Here is an 18,482-nt window from a genome sequence, read left to right on the forward strand (position 1 = left end):
CGACCTTCTCACTCCCTGAAGCTCGACCAAACGCACGCGCCCCCCATTGCTCCCTGAGGTGCGAGGAGCGCAAGCGCGCCCCCCATTGCTCCCTGAAGCTCGACCAAACGCCCGCGCGCCCCCCATTGCTCCCTGAGGTGCGAGGAGCGCAAGCGACGAGCCTCGAAGGGCCGGTGACCCGAATTCCTCACTCCGCCCGCAGGAATGATGTCGCATGCGCTCTCACTCCGTATCGGCGACCTCGGAGCGTGTCGCTGGCTCAATAGCTCCGCCGCGCGGCACCCTCGTCGAGCGGCATCGGCGTTCGCGGGGCCTCGGGATGCAGCGCAGCTGCGGCAGCAAGCGTGTCAGCGTCGAGCCGGCACAGGAAGTCCTCGAACAGTGCGGCGAGCGACTGGCGAAGGCGACCCCGCGAGGCGCCGGCGAACCACGCTGCGTGATCAGTCATCGTGCACCCTCCAATCCCCATGCGCGAGCGAGTAGTTCGTGCGACTGCAAGCGATGGTCGAAATCATGGGTGACGCTCGTGATCACGAGCTCGTCGGCGCCGGTGACACGGGCAAGGGTGCGCAACCCGTCGACGACGGTGCCGGGCGATCCGACGAATTGTGTGCGAATCCGGTCGTCGACGATCGCGCGCTGCTCATCGTCGAGCGCGGGTGCGGTGTCAGGATCGAGGTAGGGAGCCGCGCCCGCACCGCTGCGGATGCTGTGGACCCAGTGCCCGTACGTCGATGCGCGATGCTGCGCGGTCGCATCATCATCGGCGACAACCACATCTGCGGACACGACGACATAGGGTTCGGCGAGCTCGGCCGACGGACGGAATGCACCGCGATAGGCCTCGGCCGCCTCGAGGACGGTGCTGGGACTGACGTGATAGTTGGCGACGAACGGCAGTCCCAGCGCTCCCGCGGTCTGTGCGCTCTGCCGCTTGCTGCTGCCGAAGATCCAGACCTGGACATCGGCGCCGGTACCCGGCACCGCGGTCAGCGGGATCTCGCCGTGGCGAAACCGGCCTTCCAGCAACGCGATCAGGTCGCTGACGGCGTCGTCGAAGTCCGGCGGTTGTGCCCCCTCGAACTGTGAGGCCTCGTAGGCCGCGACGACGCGCGGCGACCCGAGGAGCTTCTCGACCGGGAACGGCGACGGGATCAGCAGACCGTCGACGATTTCGTCGGGTTGCGGTGTGGTGGGTGGACGACTCCCCGAGGCGATCTCGGTGCGTCGCTGCGCCGACCTCCCGAGCCCGAGGTCGAGGCGACCGGGATACAGCGCGTCGATGGTGCCGAAGGCCTCGACGATCGAGACCGGGGTGTGCAGTCCGATCTGAACGGCCGCCGATCCGACCCGGATCGACTCGGTGGCGGCCGCGATCAAACCGATCAGCGTCATCGACGACGAACTGGCAACCGCGACGAAATGATGTTCGGCCAGCCAGTACCGCCGATAACCCAGCCGTTCGACGTGACGTGCGAGTTCGACGCTCCGACGGATGGCGGTCGGCGCGTCCGAACCGTCGACGACGGGCACGAGATCCAGCACCGACAGCGGGATCGCCGCGACTGATGACATGGCTCTCCTCCACTGGCCGTGACGCCGACCCCACCAGGAAGCCTGGTGATCACCGCTCACGGAAGGGTTTGACCCAGCCGGATCGGATGGCGTCGTCCCGGAATCCTCCTCGTCGACCGTCCGTTGGTGGCGAGGACGGCATCTGCCGCATCGAGCAGGACCGACCAGACGGTGCATACGAACCACACGGAGGAACCGATGAGCGACCCCTTGCACGTGGCAGTCGCCCTGGATCAGACCGGGTCCCATCCCGGTTCGTGGCGCGCGCCCGGCGCACGACCCGACACGCTCACCACAGTTGAGTACTGGCAGTCGCTCATCGCCGACGCCGAAGCGGGGCTCCTCGATCTGGTCACGTTCGCCGACGCGTTCGAACTGCATTCCGGACGACCGCGAACCGACCGGGCGGTGGGCCGACTCGACTCGCTTCTGCTGGCATCGCGACTGGCACCGGGGACGCGGCACATCGGACTCCTCCCGACCGCGACCGCGACGCACACCGAGCCGTTCCACGTGTCGAAGGCGATCGCCACACTCGACTACATCAGCGGCGGTCGCGCGGGTGTCGTCCTTCGCACGACCCCCGACCCCGATGAGGCAGCACTATTCGGCCAACGCCGATTTCCCGACGACCCAGCCGTTCTGGCCGAGCTCGCCGACGAGGCAACCGACTTCGTGACTGTCCTGCGGCTGCTGTGGGATTCGTGGGAGGACGATGCGGAGATCCGCGATGTCGCAACGGGACGGTTCGTCGACCGGGACAAACTGCACTACATCGACTTCCGTGGGGCGCAGTTCTCTGTGCGCGGCCCGTCGATCACGCCGCGGCCGCCCCAGGGCCAGCCGATCGTCGCAACGACCGCCGCACATGCCGCCGATCTGCAGGTGATCGGTCGCGTCGCCGACCTCGGCTTCATCGCGCCGCGGGACGTCGACGACGCCGGTCGTGCGGTCACCGCGATCACCAAGGCGCACAGCGCCGCGGGACGTTCTCCCGATGATCCGGTTCTCGTGCTCGTCGACCTGTTCGTCGTCCTCGGCGAGACGCGCCGGGCTGCGGCCGAGCGTCTCGCGCAGCTCGACCAGTGGGCTGGGACATCGTTCACGCCCGACATCGTCCCCGTCGTCGGGACCGCGGCAGATCTCGCCGACGAGATCGAACAGTGGTTGTCCGTCGACGGCATCCGCGGCGTCCGTCTGCATCCCGCGGTCCTGCCGGATGATCTGCACTCCATCACCCGAGCGGTGGTCCCGGAACTGCAGCGCCGCAATCTGTTCCGCAACCGATACGACGATCGGAACCTTCGCGATCGCTTCGGCCTGCCCCAACCGCTCAACCGTTTCACCACCGGAAAGGCCGGAGTCGCATGACCAAGCAGGTTCATCTCGCCGCCCACTTCCCCGGCGTCAACAACACCACGGTCTGGAGCGATCCCGCCTCCGGCAGCCAGATCGAGTTCGACTCGTTCGTGCATCTCGCGCAGACTGCGGAACGCGGCAGGTTCGACTTCTTCTTCCTCGCCGAGGGCCTCCGGCTGCGGGAGCAGAACGGACTGATCTACGACCTCGACGTCGTCGGCCGACCCGACACGTTCACCGTCCTCTCCGCCCTTGCGGCGGTCACCGAACACCTCGGTCTCACCGGTACCATCAACTCCACGTTCAATGAACCCGTCAACGTCGCACGGCAATTCGCGACCCTCGACCATCTGTCCGGCGGTCGCGCCGCATGGAACGTCGTGACCTCGTGGGATGAGTTCACCGGCGAGAACTTCCGCCGCGGCGGGTACCTACCGGAGGACCAGCGCTATGCCCGCGCCAAGGAGTTCCTCGACGCGGCAGCCGTGCTGTGGGATTCGTGGCTCGACGACGACATCGTCGCCGACAAGACCTCCGGCCGTTTCCTGGCACGCGACGGCGCCGGCGAATTCGAGTTCCGGAGTTCGCAATTCGACATCCGCGGACACTTCGCCGCACCACGACCGCCGCAGGGTCGTCCGGTCATCTTCCAGGCCGGCGACTCCGACGAGGGACGAGAGTTCGCGGCGGCCACGGCCGACGCCATCTTCTCCCGGCACGCCACCTACGACGCCGGTCGCGCGTTCTACGCCGACGTGAAGCGGCGACTGTCCGCGTACGGTCGTCGACCCGAGGAGTTGCTCGTGTTGCCCGCGGCGACGTTCGTCGTCGGCGACACCGACTCGCAGGCCGCCGAACTCGCCCACGAGGTCCGGTTGCAGCAGGTGAGCGGCCAGACCGCGATCAAGTTCCTCGAACAACTGTGGAACCGCGACCTCTCCGATCACGACCCAGACGGTCCACTGCCACAAGTGGATCCGATCCCCGGCGAGAACACCGTCGCCAAGGGGCGGGCCAGCGTGAGGATGCATCGCGACCCCGTCGCCACCGCCCGCGAATGGCGCGACCTCGCCGAGGCCAAGAACCTCACCACCCGCGAACTCATCATCGAGGTCACCGGACGCCAGTCCTTCGTCGGATCACCCGAGACGATCGCGCACACCATCAACGACTTCGTCCAGAACGACGTCGCCGACGGCTTCATCCTGGTCCCGCACATCGTGCCCGGCGGACTCGACCGCTTCGTCGACGAGGTGGTGCCGGTGCTGCAAGCGTTGGGCGTGCATCGGGCTGAGTACGAGGGGACGACGCTGCGGGACAACCTGGGTCTCTCACGACCCGCTTGAGCGGTGATCCGTGAGTGATTCTGTGCCGTTGAGTCTGGTTTGATCTCAAGATATGACAACATCAGTTCAGCGCCTCCTGACGGCGCGCGGATCGATCTGACATGAAACGTCAGGTCGCAGCATTGCAACAGTATTTCCCCGTCGACAAATGGCCAGCTCTGCCGTGCCCAAAGTGTGACTCAACACTGACCGCGCTCGCCGGCGATATTCACTTCGACCGTCTCAGCCTCAGGATGCAGAACTGGAACGCTCTCGGCCTGGACCCCGACGAGATCACCGGCGTTTTCAGTGGCCGTCTCGTGTGCGCCAACACTGCCTGCCTAGAAGTCGTCGCTGTCCTGGGCGACTATGGCACGAACTGGGATACTGGCCCAACTGGCCGCACTGACCTCTACGAGGTTCTCAAGGTTCGGATGCTTTATCCAGCGTTGCCACTATTCGAGCTACCTGATGACGTGCCCGATGCCGTCGTTACCGAACTCGATCGGGCCGCAGCGGTCGTGTGGGCAGATCCGAGATCGGCCATAACGGCGCTGCGCACAGGTCTCGAGCGCCTAATGGATGCGCAGGGTGTTCCCGCGCGCAACAAGGTTGGCCGTCACCTGTCGCTACACCAGCGCCTCGTCGACTTTCGAACAGGCGCCGCCGCCGGCACCACTGACGCCGCGACACGCGTGGAGGCCTCCGATCTCCTGGAAGCGGTCAAATGGGTCGGCAACGACGGAACCCACACTGGCTCAACACCTATTACCGCGGCCGATGTCCTTGAAATAGCCGAGTTTATTGAGATCGCACTCAAGATGCTGTACGCGCCTAACAACGCCGCGGCCTTGGCGCGGGCGAAAAGGATTATCGCCAGCAAGGCACTCGTTAGGTGAGAGGAACCCGCCCAGCCTGTAGTGGCGGCGTTAGGGGAACTACACCCGTCCGTATCCCTAGCTACGTCGGCCTTGTGCCCGGTCAGCCTCTGAGGCGCGCTAAGGCATTGATACTCTCAGCCCCTCCTTCAGCCTTGGATGTCCGCGGCGGACTACTCCGCCTTGCGACTAAATAGCTCGCGACAGGGGTCCCACACGGCGGCGACCTTCTCAGGAAAAGTGTTCGCCCACGTGCTGAGGAACGCGCGCTGGACCAGCGACTCGGAGAGGAAGTCGAGGTCTTCGCCGATCTGCGCGAAGATGATGTGGATGTCGCGGTTCGTGCGCCGTCGCTCCTCGACGGAGCCGCGCACCCTCGATTGCATTGGCGTGTCGAGCTGTAACGCGATTGTCAGCTTGCCGAGTAGGTTGCCGACGACGTCGAAGTTGTCATGGATGTCCTCGAATACAGCAGCCTCAGGGTGACCATCGCCGGGGCCATAGACAATGTCCGCGCGGCCAGCCTTCGGCGCGTCATCCACGCCATCCGCGTCAGCCGATTCCGTGATTTGTCGATCGGCAAACCCGCCCTCGGCCCGCTTGTCTCCGTCGAGGAGGGCAATCGCGAGGAAGCGGCGCAACGGATTTTCGTTGTGGAAGCGAGTGTGATCTCTCGCGGGTGCGGCACCGCCAAGACTGTGGATCTCGATGCCCGCGAGTTCATAGCTGTTCGCCTGGCAGTACGCCCGTAGTGAAACCTCTGCGAACATCGCAGCAAAAGCATCCTCGGTGAAGACCGCCAACTGTGCTTCCACTTGTCCTGTTAGCGTGCGGAGCGCTGCAACGTCCAACTTGCCCTGAGTGACCCTGCCACGGTAGGTGGACCACACTGCTTCTGTCGGTAGCGGCGCGAGCGCGTCGTTCGAGTGAGTGGTGAAGATGACCTGGCAGGACTTCCGGCGAGCAACGTCGATCAGGTACTCGACGAGGCGGCGGGTGGCGACGGGATGGAGACCATTCTCGATCTCCTCAATCAGGAGCAGCGAGTCGTCGGGGGCCTCCTCGATGCGGGAAACGATGCGAATGATGCTCGCCTCTCCTGCACCGAAGTGGAACTCACTGTAGCTATCTTCGTCGGCGGTGGCGCCGCGCACGGCGTAGATCGAATTCTTCCCTTCGGCGTCCGCGTCAACTTGGAGATAGTTTGCGGCTGCCTTGCCGAGAATGTTCTCCACCGCGTTGACCACTTCCGGAGAGAAGGTGACTTCGCGTGCGCCTTCGAAGTCCCCCTTGATGAATCGGTACGTGTCCTTCCGCTCACTCGCAGGGAGCGTACGGCCGATCCCAGAGATCACGACGACACGGTTAACGGCGTCGCGGTTCCACTTCGCCTGCAGGTAGCTCGCGGTTCTGTTGATGGAGGGCGAGCCGTGGCGGGTCTTGTCGATGAGTTCGTACTCGATCTTCCAACCGCGCATCGACCCGTCGTAGGTGCCGCTCTTGGCGAAGAACCTCCGAGGTGGAACGGAGTCGTAGATCAGTCCAGCTGCGCCGAGGATGGTGGTCTTTCCCGCTCCGTTGGGGCCTATAAGCGCGGTAACGGGAAAGTCGAAGCGGACCTCGACGTCGGTGAACCCCCGCAGCTTTACCACACGCATACCCGTCAGATACTTAGTGTAGTTCCGCCTGCGCACGCGCTCTGACAGGTGGTGGATCGTACTGTCGCGAATCTCTGACCTCAACTCATCTCCTTCAGCCTGCCGGTGACCATACAGTGAGCACAGCGAGGATTGGCTGCCCGCAAAGACGTCGACACCCTACTCGACGCCGCAGTGGCCAAAGCCCGCCGTCTGGACCGGTCGCCCTCGCGACATTCCCGGCGCAGATCATTGGCACGACCAGTCTTGAGCGGATCGCACTCGCGGTATCCGCGGAGTCGACAGCTGGCCGCCGGCGAGCCGGTCACGGAAAAACCCGCGGCGCCTGCGGAACATGCCCAGGAGTCGATAGAGCGCGCCGTCACTGCACACGAGTCCGCGCAGCTATAGGACATGCCGATGCTGCACTAGCGCATGAACTCGCGGCTTCAGTGCATGCCATGGCCTCCGATCGCTCCGCCCCTGGAACGGAGCCGTGCCCACCGCAAGGCCGCCGAGCGACACCTGCCGCCGCCGGCGACAAGCCGGCTGGTCGCCCTCGAGTTGCGCTGACGGTCGAGCACCTTGTTTGCCCGAGAGCGCACTCAACGCGTCATCATACTGAGTAGATGACACCAGCCGCCTGACACCACTTCCCTACTGACCGCAGTACGTGCAACTCCACGTCGACCCGGAACCCGGTGATGTCACCCTGGCCATGCCTCAGTCTCAAACCAGCTTCCGACTGGCCGCCACCTCAAGATTCTTCTGCGACGCGACTTCGTAGAGCGGTTCGGCGAGAGACTCGGCACGCTCAAAAGAACCCTTGGTGAACGACTTTCGACTTGTCCGAGCATTGGCGGGGTTCGGCTAACTGGGATATTGGGCATGTCAACACCGCACCGCCCCGATAAGCTCAAACGATGAGCACCGTTGACCTGGCGATCAGCCTCCCTGCAGAAGACCGCACTGACCTGGACGACCTCGGCAAGTCTCTTCAGAGGCCCGAGGCCCCCTTCGAGACCCGATCTCTTGACGGCGAAACAGTTATGACAATTATTGTCACCTTAAGCACGGTGACATTTCCTTACTTTGAAGCGTGGCTGAACGCTCGTGTCGCAGCAAGAAAAGATACAAGTGTGAGCATTAACGGTGTGAAAATTGATGGTTACTCGGCAAACGACGCGGTAAGAATATACAGCGAGATCAACAAGAACATTCCAATTGATGGCTCGAATGCTTGACTACGGAACAGCCCCCGATGCTGTCTCTCGATACATCAGTGCAACTCGCGGGACGCACTCGAACTACGACAACCCCATGTTGCCAACTTTCTTCAACAACTGTGTGGCCGCCCTATCGCGCTATGGATTCGATGCATCGCACGTGAGAATGTCCCAGATATCATCTCATGTCGGCGATGTTGAGACAATCCATACAAGCACGGGTTCCCATATAATATATGATTCTCGCCTCCGCAGTATTCACTTTGCACTACTCTCCGCACTCTTCAACGAGGCCGCGCCGTCTCTGTCATATCGTCCCATGTTCGAAATTCCTGGCTGGGTTCACGCGATCCACGCCGCTCGGTACTTAGCCGGCGGACAGAGAGAAAAGGCTGCATTTAACGCATTCCATGCATACGAAAAGAAGCAGCAGCAACCCCCGGGCATGCATAATCCAGATTTGGTTGGCAGCTGGACTGCGGTCATGTCTGCGTATTCAATTGCGCACGAATTGGCACACTGCACCATCCGTGATACGGCCGACGTGATCGCACGGGCGTACGCCAGCGATTACGAGAAGGCAATACTTGAAGCAGTTCGATACCTTGACAGCAATAGTCCCATCGACCTACTAGGAAACATGACGTTCGGACCTCTAGAAACGATGCAGATACCCCGAATTACGGAGTCGGGCATTCAATACGTTGCCGCAACCGAGGACGAGGACATTCGCAAGATCCTCGAAACAAAAATAGTTCCTAGATACGGAGCAAAAATCACCCTCGAGGAGCGGCTAGACTCGATCATGTCAAATCTCGAGGGCATAGGAGAAGAGGTTATTTGCGACGCTCTCGCAATTGTACTAACCACAATTCTTCTTGGAGATAAGATCCTCAACCGGGACGAGACATTCATGGCGTGCCATATGGCGGCGCGTGCAAACCAATTCATAAGGAAAGTCGACCTAGCTTTGAAACCCTCAGGTAGATCGGGTTCCTTGCTAGCGGCTACGTCATTCGAGGACAAGGCGGACAGCCTCGACAACATATGGGCAACTTACGAGGAAACCTGGTTGAGGACTAAGTTCTCTGCCATATGGACTGCAGTTATTTTCAAGACACAAAACCAGGCCGCAGCAGATGCGGACATAAGCCGCTCTCGGCAGCGTGATAGTAGACCTGACAACGCGCAGTTTAACGCGAGAGAACTCCATCTATCAACAACTCTTAACGCGCTTCAGGATATATTCGACAATACGGCAGCGCACAGTGAGTCTATTTCCCGTTGTGCACTCGAGACAGACCTCTGGTACATCAATGTCGGCGCCGCCAGTGAAGAATTTCGCGAGCTCGCCAGCAAGGAGTCTCTAAGTGACGAGATTGCACAACTCCTGCTGAGCTAGCACTTAACTGATTGTTCTCGGCCTCACCACACCGGAATTGCGGAGCCGTCCACAATGCAGTTCTCGCTCCGGCATCGTCCAACTGCAACTGAAGCCGCCGACCCTACCGGGGTTCGGCACAGTCGTTCCGGCAAGGAAGGCAGGCTCTGTATGGCTGGCATGGCGCCAACGCTCGCCACCACCGGCCCTCCTTCATCGGGTGCGAACGCTGGGAGGTCGGGGTCGTTTTCGTCTCCTGGGGTTCTCGCGTGCGATATCGACATCAGGATCTGCGAGCGTGGACGAAAACCAGCCCTGAGCTGACTGTTTACTGAAGCTCCCCCACCAGGACTCGAACCTGGAATGCCTGAACCAAAATCAGAAGTGTTGCCGATTACACCATGGGGGAATACTGCGCTGACGATTGTGCCACAGCGCCCCGGCGACGACGTGACGCCACCGGTCGACTTCGTCTCGACTCCCGGACTTCGATCGAAGTCCAGGAGTCGAGACGAGGTCTGTCAGTCGAGTCAGTCCTTCGGGCCGCCGGCGACGTAGACGACCTGACCCGAGACGAAGCCCGCACCCTCGCTGATGAAGAACGACGCGGTGTGGGCGATGTCCTCGGGGACGCCGACGCGGTTCACCGGGATCTGGCTGGCGGCGGCCTTCTTGAAGTCCTCGAAGGGCACGCCGACGCGCTCGGCGGTGGCGGCGGTCATCTCGGTCTCGATGAAACCGGGGGCGATGGCGTTGGCGGTGACGCCGAACTTGCCGAGTTCGATGGCCAGGGTCTTGGTGAAGCCCTGCATGCCGGCCTTGGCGGCGGAGTAGTTGACCTGACCGCGGTTGCCGAGAGCCGAGGTGCTCGACAGGTTGACGACGCGGCCCCAACCGGCGTCGACCATGTACTTCTGGGCGGCCTTGGTGACGTTGAAAGCACCGCGCAGGTGGACGGCCATGACCGCGTCCCAGTCGTCGACAGTCATCTTGAACAGCAGGTTGTCGCGGGTGATGCCGGCGTTGTTGACGACGACGGTCGGCGCGCCGAGCTCATTGGCGACCTTCTCGACGGCGGCCTGCACCGACGCCTCGTCGGCGACGTTCGCGCCGACGGCCAGCGCCTTGCCGCCCTTGTCGGTGATGGCCTTGACGGTGTCGGCGCAGGCATCGGCGTCGAGGTCCAGGACGGCGACGGCCAGGCCGTCGTCGGCGAGTCGCTTGGCCACGGCAGCACCGATGCCCCGTGCCGCGCCGGTGACGATCGCGGTCTTCTGCGTGCTCATTCATACCTCCGTTGGTCGGTGTGCGCACCGGGACGCCCGGCGCACGTATGTCGTCCGCTCCCCGCCTGCGCATCGACACCGAGCGCCGGGGGCGCCGATCGATCGCTCGGGTGAGACGGTCCCTTGTGTTCTATCAGGTGCGGTCGGAGGACGTGTGGTGCATCACGTCGGAGCCCGTATCCACCGAAAATCGGTGCGGCGCGTTATTGCACGGTTCTACCGGTGCGTAGGATCGCACCCGACGTGAACACCGATGAAGGAAGAGGGTGGGCATTCGATGTCGGGAACGTCGTCATCTGTGGCCGTGATCGTGCTGGCCGCGGGTGCCGGTACCCGCATGAAGTCCAAGACCCCCAAAATCCTCCACACGATTGCCGGCCGCTCACTCTTGGGCCACGCCCTGCACGGCACGTCGGGTATCGATCCCGAGCACCTCGTCGTCGTGGTCAGCCACGAGCGTGAACGGGTCTCCGCCGCCGTCGCCGACATCGCCGCCACACTGGGCCGCGAGATCGCGATCGCCGAGCAGGACGAGCCGCGCGGCACCGGCGACGCCGCCCGCGTCGGTTTGACCGGTCTTCCCGCCGACTTCGACGGCACGGTCGTCGTGACCGCCGCCGACGTCCCACTCCTCGACGCCGACACCCTGCGCGGCCTCATCGACACCCACACCGCCGACGGTGGTGCCGCGGTCACACTGACCAGCTTCATCGCCGACGACCCGACCGGTTACGGACGCATCATCCGCGCCGACGACAACGCTGTCCGCGCAATCGTCGAACACAAGGACGCGACCGCCGAGCAGCGCGCGATCACCGAGGTCAACGCGGGTGTCTACGCGGTCGATGCCGCCGCGCTGCGGGACGCGCTCTCGAAGCTGTCCACCGACAACGTCCAGGGCGAGTTCTACCTCACCGACATCGTGGAGATCGCCCGCGACGCCGGTCAGGCAGTCCGCGGTTTCACCGTCGCCGACCCCGTCCTCGTCGCCGGCTGCAACGACCGCGCCCAGCTCGCCGACCTCGGGGCCGAGCTCAACCGCCGCATCATCCGCCGCCACCAGATCGACGGTGTCACCGTCGTCGACCCGGCGACCACCTGGATCGACGTCGACGTGACGATCGAGGCGGATGCGCGGATCGAACCCGGCACACAGCTGTACGGCCGCACCCACATCGCCGCCGACGCGGTCGTCGGGCCCGACACCACGCTGACCGACGTGACGGTCGGCGAAGGCGCGCACGTCATCCGCACCCACGGCAGCGACGCCGTCATCGGCGGCGACGCCTCCGTCGGTCCGTTCGCCTACCTGCGACCGGGCACCGTGCTCGGCGTCGCGGGCAAGATCGGCACCTTCGTCGAGACGAAGAACGCCACGATCGGCGACGGCTCGAAGGTCCCGCACCTCACCTATGTCGGCGACGCGACCATCGGCGAACACTCCAACATCGGGGCGTCGAGCGTCTTCGTCAACTACGACGGCGTGAACAAGCACCGCACCGTGATCGGCGACCATTGCCGCACCGGTTCGGACAACATGTTCGTCGCCCCGGTGACCGTCGGCGACGGGGCATACACCGGCGCCGGAACCGTCGTGCGGCAAAATGTACCGCCGGGAGCCCTCGCGGTCTCGGCGGGAGCACAGCGTGTCATCGAGGACTGGGTCGTCACCAAGCGGCCCGACACCGCGGCGGCGCGCGCGGCCATCGAGGCGCACGACAAGGACCTCGGGTCCGCCTGAGGCGGTCCCGACCACGGTCTGCCGTTCGCGGCAGGCAGCCCAGAAGATCGACATCGAAACGGACAGAAGAGTTTTCATGACCTGGACCACCGACAACCAGAAGAACCTGATGCTGTTCTCTGGTCGTGCCCATCCCGAACTGGCTGAAGCAGTCGCCACCGAACTGGGCATCAAGGTGACCCCACAGACTGCACGCGACTTCGCCAACGGCGAGCTGTTCGTCCGTTTCGAGGAGTCCGTGCGCGGCTCGGACGCCTTCGTGTTGCAGAGCTGCCCCTACCCCCTGAACCAGTGGGTCATGGAAGCGCTGATCATGATCGACGCGCTCAAGCGCGGTTCGGCCAAGCGCATCAGCGTGATCCTGCCGTTCTACCCCTACGCCCGCCAGGACAAGAAGCACCGCGGACGCGAGCCCATCTCGGCCCGCCTGATCGCCGACCTGCTCAAGACCGCGGGTGCCGACCGCATCATCACCGTCGACCTGCACACCGACCAGATCCAGGGATTCTTCGACGGCCCGGTCGACCACATGCACGCCCTCGGCCAGCTCGCCGGCTACGTCTGCGACAACTACGGGACCGACAACATCACCGTCGTGTCGCCGGACTCCGGTCGTGTGCGCGTCGCCGAGAAGTGGGCCGACGCCCTCAACGGCGCTCCCCTGGCTTTCATCCACAAGACCCGCGACCCGCTGGTCCCCAACCAGGTCAAGTCCAACCGCGTGGTCGGTGAGGTCGAGGGACGCACCTGCGTCCTGATCGACGACATGATCGACACCGGCGGCACCATCGCCGGGGCGGTCCGCGTCCTCAAGGACGCCGGTGCAGGCGACGTCATCATCGCCACCACCCACGGCGTCTTCTCCGATCCCGCTGCCGAGCGCCTCGCCGGATGCGGCGCCAAGGAGGTCATCGCGACCGACACGCTGCCCATCCCGGACGACAAGCGCTTCGAGAACCTCACCGTCCTGTCGATCGCCCCGCTGCTCGCACAGACGATTCGTGAGGTCTTCGAAAACGGTTCGGTCACAAGCCTCTTCGACGGCATCGCCTAGTCTTTCAGTCCCTCTCACCGCCGCGCCCGGATGTTCTCACGAACATCCGGGCGCGGTGTTTACAGCTCCCTGAGGTGCGCGCGCAGCACGCCCTCCCGCTCCCTGAGGTGCGAGCGCAGCACGCCCTCCCGCTCCCTGAGGTGCGAGCGCAGCGAGCCTCGAAGGGCCTACGACCTCCGCCGGGTCTCCGACGGCGAGACCCCGTACTTACGCCGGTAGGCGGCGGCGAACCGGCCGGTGTGCATGACGCCCCAACGTGTCGCGATGTCGGTGACGGTCGAGGTTCCGCCGTAGGTCATCAGGTCGTTGTGGATGCACTCGAGCCGGACGTCGAGCACGTACTCCATGGGACTCATCCCGACGCATTCGCGGAAGCTCTGCTGCAGGCGCCGGGCGCTGACGGTCCCGATCTCCGCCAGCTCACCCACGGTCCAGGGCCGGGCCGGGTCGGCATGGATGGCGTCGATGACGCGCTTGACCATACGAGGACGGGTACCGGCCATCGGTTCGTCGGTGTCGGGTAGCGCCGCCAGCACCAGGGCGGTGGTGAGCATGCCGCCCAGCTGTTCGGCCATCCGCGGGTTGCGCAACAGGATGCCCTCGCACTGCGCGACCTGCTGACGCGCCGACCTCAGCAGCCCGAGCCATTCCGCGCCGGCGCCGGTGCGCAGACGAGCTGGCGGGTCAGTGACCTGCCGGGGCGGCCGGCGATCCGGTCGATCTCACGCTGCAGGTAGTCGCGCTCGACCTTGAAGCCGATGATCTCGCAGCTCTTGCTCCAGTTGGTGATGACCGTCGGGGTGTCTGGCGGGTTCAGTGTCGCCTGACCTGGTTCGGAGACGATCTCCCGCCCATCGGTGACCGACGCGATGCTGCCGGACAGCGGAATGTTGATGGCCCAGGCCCCCGGATGGTCGGTGTCGATCGACACATCCGCGCCGAAACCGATCCGCGCGAGCACCGTCGCAGCGATCGGCGTCGACTCCAGGCGATAGCGGGAGGCGTCGTCGCGGGACAGCGGCCGCAACTCATGAGGGAAATAGGCATCCGCGACGACCTCGTGGACCTCGTCCCAGTCCGCGATACCCGAACCCACGACGCGACGCGGCGTAGGCGCTTCCTGCGACGCCGACACCCCCGCGCGGTGTGCCCCCGAAAGGGGCGGCTCTGCCCTCACACGGTCCAGCGTAACTATGACTGCCATCACTTCCGGTGATCGGAAGCGATCCAGATCGCACGCTTGCGCACATCGGATCGACCCTTCGCAATGCGGATCGACGGGATGTGATCGCGGTCATACGTTGGGTCGCACCGCCAGACCAGACACTGTTCGAGCACGAAGGAGCCGATCCCCATGGACCAACGCACGATGCGCAACATCTTCGGCCAGTTCGCCACCGGCGTCACCGTCATCACCTGCGCGAACGACGAGGGCACGCCGCACGGCGCGACGGTCACCGCGTTCACCCCGATCTCGATCGAACCCCGCCTGTGCCAGGTGACTCTCACCCGCAAGTCCAAGGCGTGCGGCTTCCTCGACGACGCCCCGTTCGCGGTGAACATCCTGAAATCGGATCAGCTCGACACCGCCATGCACTTCGCCGGCAAGCCGCAGGACCCCGGTCCCGAATGGAACAACCAGTGGCTGGTTCCCGCCCTCGCCGACACGGCCGCCACCTTGATCTGCTCGCCCTGGGCGTCCTACGACGGGGGCGACCACATCATCTACATCGGCGAGATCGTCGACGCCCGCGTGGACACCGAGGCCGAACCGCTTCTCTTCTACCGCAGCAAGTTCCACGAGCTCGGCGACACCTCCGGGGCGGCCGCCTACTGCGGTAGTCTCGACGACCCGCACAGCCGGTGGTTCGACGCGACCGCCCGCTTCCACCCGACCTGCGTACCGGTCGGCGCACCCGCCTGACCCCACCCCATCCCGGCTGTCAACGACATCGACCGTCACACAACACAAGTGAGGACCATCATGACCGCAACCGACATCGCCCCCGACACCGAGACGACCAACAACGTGGACCGGTCGAAGGTGAACGTCGCCGCCGACTCCGAGGCCAACCGCACCGAGAACTTCGCCACTAGGCCCATGACCGGCGACGAGTACATCGAGTCACTGCGTGACGACCGCGAGATCTGGCTCAACGGCGAGCGGGTGAAGGACGTGACGACCCACGAGGCCTTCCGCAACCCCATCCGGATGACCGCGCGCCTCTACGACGCCATGCACGACCCGGCGACCAAGGACAAGGTCACCGCACCCACCGACACCGGCAACGGCGGCGTGACCATGCCGTTCTTCCGCGCACCGAAATCGGCCGACGACCTGCGCGCCGACCGCGACGCCATCGCCACCTGGGCGCGGATGACCTACGGCTGGATGGGCCGCAGCCCCGACTACAAGGCCAGCTTCCTCGGCACCCTGCACGCCAACTCCGAGCTGTACGCGCCGTTCCAGGCCAACGCCGAGCGCTGGTACAAGGAGTCGCAGGAGAAGGTCCTGTACTGGAACCACGCCATCATCAACCCGCCGGTCGACCGCCAGCTCCCGCCGGACGAGGTCGGTGACGTGTTCATGAAGGTGGAGAAGGAGACCGACGCCGGCCTCATCGTCTCCGGCGCCAAGGTCGTCGCGACCGGTTCGGCCATCACCAACTACAACTTCATCTCCCATTACGGTCTGCCGATCAAGAAGAAGCAGTTCGCCCTGATCTGCACCGTCCCGATGGACGCCCCGGGGGTGAAGCTGATCTGCCGCTCCTCCTATACCCAGCAGGCCGCGGTCATGGGCACCCCGTTCGACTACCCGCTGTCGAGCCGCATGGACGAGAACGACACCATCTTCGTCTTCGACAAGGTGCTCGTCCCGTGGGAGAACGTCTTCATGTACGGCGACGGCGACAAGATCAACGCCTTCTTCCCGCAGTCCGGCTTCCTGCCTCGCTTCACCCTCCAGGGTTGCACCCGTCTCGCGGTCAAGCTCGACTTCATCGCCGGCCTGCTCCTCAAGGCCCTCGACTGCACCGGCGCCGGCGGGTTCCGCGGCGTGCAGACCCGCGTCGGTGAGGTCATCGGATGGCGAAACCTGTTCTGGTCGTTGAGCGATGCCATGGTCAACAACCCCGAGCCGTGGATCGGTGACACCGTCATCCCGAAGCTCGAGTACGGCCTGACCTACCGCATGTTCGCCCAGCAGGGTTATCCCCGCGTGAAGGAGATCATCGAGCAGGACGTCGCCTCCGGTCTGATCTACCTGCCGTCGAGCTCGGCGGACTTCAAGAGCCCCGACGTCCGCCCGTACCTCGACAAGTACGTCCGCGGCTCCGACGGCATCCTCGCCGTCGATCGCGTGAAGGTCATGAAGGCGCTGTGGGATTCGATCGGCAGCGAGTTCGGCGGCCGCCACGAGCTCTACGAGCGCAACTACGCCGGGAACCACGAGGGCGTCAAGGCCGAACTCCTCATGTTCGCCGACGCACGCGGCACCGTCGGGGAGATGAAGGGTCTCGCCGAGCAGTGCATGTCCGAGTACGACCTCGACGGCTGGACCGTGCCGGACCTCATCGGCAACGACGACGTCAGCTACTTCACCAACCGCTGAACCTCCCTCTCGCACAGCCCATCCAAACGAGGAGACATCATGACCACCATCGAACGGCCGACTGCCGTCGACAACCCGGCCGCCGTCGAATCACCGACCGCGGCCGGCTCCGGAAGCGCCGCGACCGCGGCCTTCGCGGGCCATCGGTTCACCGCCGACACCTCACCGGAACGTCTGTCGGCCATCGCATCCGAGGCCTTCGCCGGTTTCAGCGCACTGATCGACAAATACGAGATCACCTACGACGAGTACCGGGTCCTCAAGCAGTGGCTCATCGACGTCGGCGAGGGCGGTGAGTGGCCGCTTCTGCTCGACGTGTTCGTCGAACACGACATCGAAGAGGTCAACTCGCGGAAGTTCAAGGGCACCAAGGGAAGTATCGAAGGCCCGTACTACCTCCCCGATTCCCCGCTGTTGCCCGCCCGTTGCACCCTCCCGATGCGCAGCACCGACGCCCGCGAGACACCGCTTGTGATGCACGGTCAGGTCACCGACCTCGACGGCAATCCGATGGCGGGTGCCACGATCGAGATCTGGCACGCCGACGCCGAGGGCTACTACTCGGGATTCGCACCGCATATCCCGGACTGGAACCTGCGCGGCACGGTCGTGACGGATGGTCACGGCCGCTACGAGATCACCACGATCCAGCCCGCGCCGTATCAGATCCCGACCGACGGACCGACCGGCAAGTTCATCGAGGCCGCCGGATGGCACCCGTGGCGTCCGGCTCATCTGCATCTGCGGGTGTCGGCCAAGGGGCGGCATCCGATCGTCACCCAGCTGTACTTCGCGGGTGGTGACTGGCTCGACAGCGACGTCGCCTCGGCGACCAAGCCGGAGCTGCTCCTCGACCCGAAACCCGATGCGGACGGACGGAACGTCGTGCAGTATGACTTCGCACTCGATCCCGAGTAGCGAGCACGCCCGCAGAACGGGTTCGCGAGCGGTCCGGGTTCTCCCCCTCTGGAGCCCGGGCCGCTTTCGGCTGGGTACGGTGTATTTCGTGGACGCGACGATCTATCACAACCCGAAGTGCTCGACCTCGCGCAAAGCGCTGCAGGCCCTCCGCGACGCCGGCATCGAGCCGGCTGTCGTCAAGTACCTCGACGAGCCCTACACGCGCGAACAGCTCGTAGCGCTGTTCGCCGACGCCGGGGTCACCCCCGCGCAGGCCGTACGCAAACGCGAGACTCTCTACAAAGAGCTCGACCTCGCGTCGGCCACCGATGATCAGATCCTCGACGCGATGGTCGAACACCCCATCCTCGTCGAGCGGCCGATCGTCGTGACCGACAAGGGAACCCGCATCCCCCGGCCGATCGAGAAGCTCGACGAGATTCTCTGAAGGGGCGTCGGTCCCGAACGGATCGGGACTTTGGTCAGCGATTCGTACATCTTTGTGCC

The 18,482-nt window shown here is 64.4% G+C and carries 15 protein-coding genes, 1 tRNA gene and 1 pseudogene; 11 read left to right on the forward strand and 6 right to left on the reverse strand.

Going from position 1 to position 18,482, the window contains the following annotated elements; translation table 11 throughout:
* Window positions 1-259: 259 nt before the first annotated feature.
* Window positions 260-448: a hypothetical protein gene (locus BPODLACK_RS09110; RefSeq protein WP_024497821.1), complete on the reverse strand. Its 189-nt coding sequence runs from the start codon at window positions 446-448 to the stop codon at window positions 260-262.
* Entirely contained in the window at window positions 445-1,575 is a 1,131-nt protein-coding gene (locus BPODLACK_RS09115) for an LLM class flavin-dependent oxidoreductase (RefSeq protein WP_159405142.1), read from the reverse strand. Before BPODLACK_RS09115 ends, BPODLACK_RS09110 begins: the two co-directional genes overlap by 4 nt.
* A gap of 198 nt (window positions 1,576-1,773) precedes the next feature.
* On the opposite strand from BPODLACK_RS09115, the gene BPODLACK_RS09120 reads away from it, so the two are divergent.
* The 3 genes from BPODLACK_RS09120 to BPODLACK_RS09130 all read left to right on the forward strand — a co-directional run bounded on the left by BPODLACK_RS09120 (window position 1,774) and on the right by BPODLACK_RS09130 (window position 5,158).
* Window positions 1,774-2,946, forward strand: coding sequence for an LLM class flavin-dependent oxidoreductase (locus BPODLACK_RS09120; RefSeq protein WP_024497823.1), 1,173 nt, complete (start codon window positions 1,774-1,776; stop codon window positions 2,944-2,946).
* Window positions 2,943-4,280 (forward strand): NtaA/DmoA family FMN-dependent monooxygenase, encoded by a 1,338-nt coding sequence (locus BPODLACK_RS09125; RefSeq protein WP_024497824.1) that lies wholly within the window; start codon window positions 2,943-2,945, stop codon window positions 4,278-4,280. Before BPODLACK_RS09120 ends, BPODLACK_RS09125 begins: the two co-directional genes overlap by 4 nt.
* Window positions 4,281-4,381: 101 nt before the next feature.
* A complete protein-coding gene (locus BPODLACK_RS09130; protein WP_024497825.1) occupies window positions 4,382-5,158 on the forward strand; it encodes a DUF4145 domain-containing protein in 777 nt (258 codons plus the stop codon).
* 152 nt (window positions 5,159-5,310) lie between these two features.
* Here the strand turns inward: BPODLACK_RS09130 and BPODLACK_RS09135 are convergent, their stop codons facing one another.
* On the reverse strand, window positions 5,311-6,879 hold the full coding sequence (locus tag BPODLACK_RS09135; protein WP_024497826.1) for an ATP-dependent nuclease: 1,569 nt from the start codon (window positions 6,877-6,879) through the stop codon (window positions 5,311-5,313).
* 818 nt (window positions 6,880-7,697) lie between these two features.
* Between BPODLACK_RS09135 and BPODLACK_RS09140 the strand changes: the two genes are divergently transcribed.
* Together BPODLACK_RS09140 and BPODLACK_RS09145 are read left to right on the forward strand one after the other, a co-directional pair.
* A complete protein-coding gene (locus BPODLACK_RS09140) occupies window positions 7,698-8,018 on the forward strand; it encodes a hypothetical protein (protein ID WP_152528499.1) in 321 nt (106 codons plus the stop codon).
* Entirely contained in the window at window positions 8,011-9,402 is a 1,392-nt protein-coding gene (locus BPODLACK_RS09145; RefSeq protein WP_152528500.1) for a hypothetical protein, read from the forward strand. The genes BPODLACK_RS09140 and BPODLACK_RS09145 overlap by 8 nt, the downstream gene beginning before the upstream one ends.
* 316 nt (window positions 9,403-9,718) lie before the next feature.
* Here the strand turns inward: BPODLACK_RS09145 and BPODLACK_RS09150 are convergent.
* Window positions 9,719-9,790, reverse strand: a tRNA-Gln gene (locus BPODLACK_RS09150).
* Window positions 9,791-9,911: 121 nt separating this feature from the next.
* Window positions 9,912-10,667: a 3-oxoacyl-ACP reductase FabG gene (fabG, locus tag BPODLACK_RS09155; RefSeq protein WP_024497828.1), complete on the reverse strand. Its 756-nt coding sequence runs from the start codon at window positions 10,665-10,667 to the stop codon at window positions 9,912-9,914.
* A 277-nt stretch (window positions 10,668-10,944) separates the two neighbouring features.
* On the opposite strand from fabG, the gene glmU reads away from it, so the two are divergent.
* Window positions 10,945-12,408: a bifunctional UDP-N-acetylglucosamine diphosphorylase/glucosamine-1-phosphate N-acetyltransferase GlmU gene (gene glmU, locus BPODLACK_RS09160; RefSeq protein WP_024497829.1), complete on the forward strand. Its 1,464-nt coding sequence runs from the start codon at window positions 10,945-10,947 to the stop codon at window positions 12,406-12,408.
* A gap of 76 nt (window positions 12,409-12,484) precedes the next feature.
* Window positions 12,485-13,462, forward strand: coding sequence for a ribose-phosphate diphosphokinase (locus BPODLACK_RS09165; protein WP_006437029.1), 978 nt, complete (start codon window positions 12,485-12,487; stop codon window positions 13,460-13,462).
* 167 nt (window positions 13,463-13,629) lie between these two features.
* On the opposite strand, the pseudogene BPODLACK_RS09170 reads toward BPODLACK_RS09165, so the two are convergent.
* A pseudogene (locus BPODLACK_RS09170) lies at window positions 13,630-14,666 on the reverse strand (AraC family transcriptional regulator).
* 150 nt (window positions 14,667-14,816) lie between these two features.
* Here BPODLACK_RS09170 and BPODLACK_RS09175 point away from each other — a divergent pair.
* The 4 genes from BPODLACK_RS09175 (at window position 14,817) to arsC (ending at window position 18,423) form a co-directional block, all read left to right on the forward strand.
* The gene (locus BPODLACK_RS09175; RefSeq protein WP_006437034.1) at window positions 14,817-15,386 is read left to right on the forward strand and encodes a flavin reductase family protein; all 570 of its coding nucleotides are present in this window, start codon (window positions 14,817-14,819) and stop codon (window positions 15,384-15,386) included.
* A 60-nt stretch (window positions 15,387-15,446) separates the two neighbouring features.
* The gene (locus tag BPODLACK_RS09180; RefSeq protein WP_159405143.1) at window positions 15,447-17,075 is read left to right on the forward strand and encodes a 4-hydroxyphenylacetate 3-hydroxylase family protein; all 1,629 of its coding nucleotides are present in this window, start codon (window positions 15,447-15,449) and stop codon (window positions 17,073-17,075) included.
* Window positions 17,076-17,114: 39 nt separating this feature from the next.
* Window positions 17,115-17,993, forward strand: coding sequence for a catechol 1,2-dioxygenase (gene catA, locus BPODLACK_RS09185; protein WP_159405144.1), 879 nt, complete (start codon window positions 17,115-17,117; stop codon window positions 17,991-17,993).
* An 88-nt stretch (window positions 17,994-18,081) separates the two neighbouring features.
* A complete protein-coding gene (arsC, locus tag BPODLACK_RS09190) occupies window positions 18,082-18,423 on the forward strand; it encodes an arsenate reductase (glutaredoxin) (RefSeq protein ID WP_006437037.1) in 342 nt (113 codons plus the stop codon).
* Window positions 18,424-18,482: the final 59 nt, after the last annotated feature.

Origin of the sequence: Gordonia sp. YY1 (assembly GCF_009872315.1) — a bacterium.
GTDB lineage: Bacteria > Actinomycetota > Actinomycetes > Mycobacteriales > Mycobacteriaceae > Gordonia > Gordonia amicalis.

Coding starts and splice junctions, on each gene's coding strand:
- BPODLACK_RS09110 (WP_024497821.1), bottom strand. CDS start 448: ATGACTGATCACGCAGCGTGGTTCGCCGGCGCCTCGCGGGGTCGCCTT.
- BPODLACK_RS09115 (WP_159405142.1), bottom strand. CDS start 1,575: ATGTCATCAGTCGCGGCGATCCCGCTGTCGGTGCTGGATCTCGTGCCC.
- BPODLACK_RS09120 (WP_024497823.1), top strand. CDS start 1,774: ATGAGCGACCCCTTGCACGTGGCAGTCGCCCTGGATCAGACCGGGTCC.
- BPODLACK_RS09125 (WP_024497824.1), top strand. CDS start 2,943: ATGACCAAGCAGGTTCATCTCGCCGCCCACTTCCCCGGCGTCAACAAC.
- BPODLACK_RS09130 (WP_024497825.1), top strand. CDS start 4,382: ATGAAACGTCAGGTCGCAGCATTGCAACAGTATTTCCCCGTCGACAAA.
- BPODLACK_RS09140 (WP_152528499.1), top strand. CDS start 7,698: ATGAGCACCGTTGACCTGGCGATCAGCCTCCCTGCAGAAGACCGCACT.
- BPODLACK_RS09145 (WP_152528500.1), top strand. CDS start 8,011: ATGCTTGACTACGGAACAGCCCCCGATGCTGTCTCTCGATACATCAGT.
- fabG (WP_024497828.1), bottom strand. CDS start 10,667: ATGAGCACGCAGAAGACCGCGATCGTCACCGGCGCGGCACGGGGCATC.
- glmU (WP_024497829.1), top strand. CDS start 10,945: ATGTCGGGAACGTCGTCATCTGTGGCCGTGATCGTGCTGGCCGCGGGT.
- BPODLACK_RS09165 (WP_006437029.1), top strand. CDS start 12,485: ATGACCTGGACCACCGACAACCAGAAGAACCTGATGCTGTTCTCTGGT.
- BPODLACK_RS09175 (WP_006437034.1), top strand. CDS start 14,817: ATGGACCAACGCACGATGCGCAACATCTTCGGCCAGTTCGCCACCGGC.
- BPODLACK_RS09180 (WP_159405143.1), top strand. CDS start 15,447: ATGACCGCAACCGACATCGCCCCCGACACCGAGACGACCAACAACGTG.
- catA (WP_159405144.1), top strand. CDS start 17,115: ATGACCACCATCGAACGGCCGACTGCCGTCGACAACCCGGCCGCCGTC.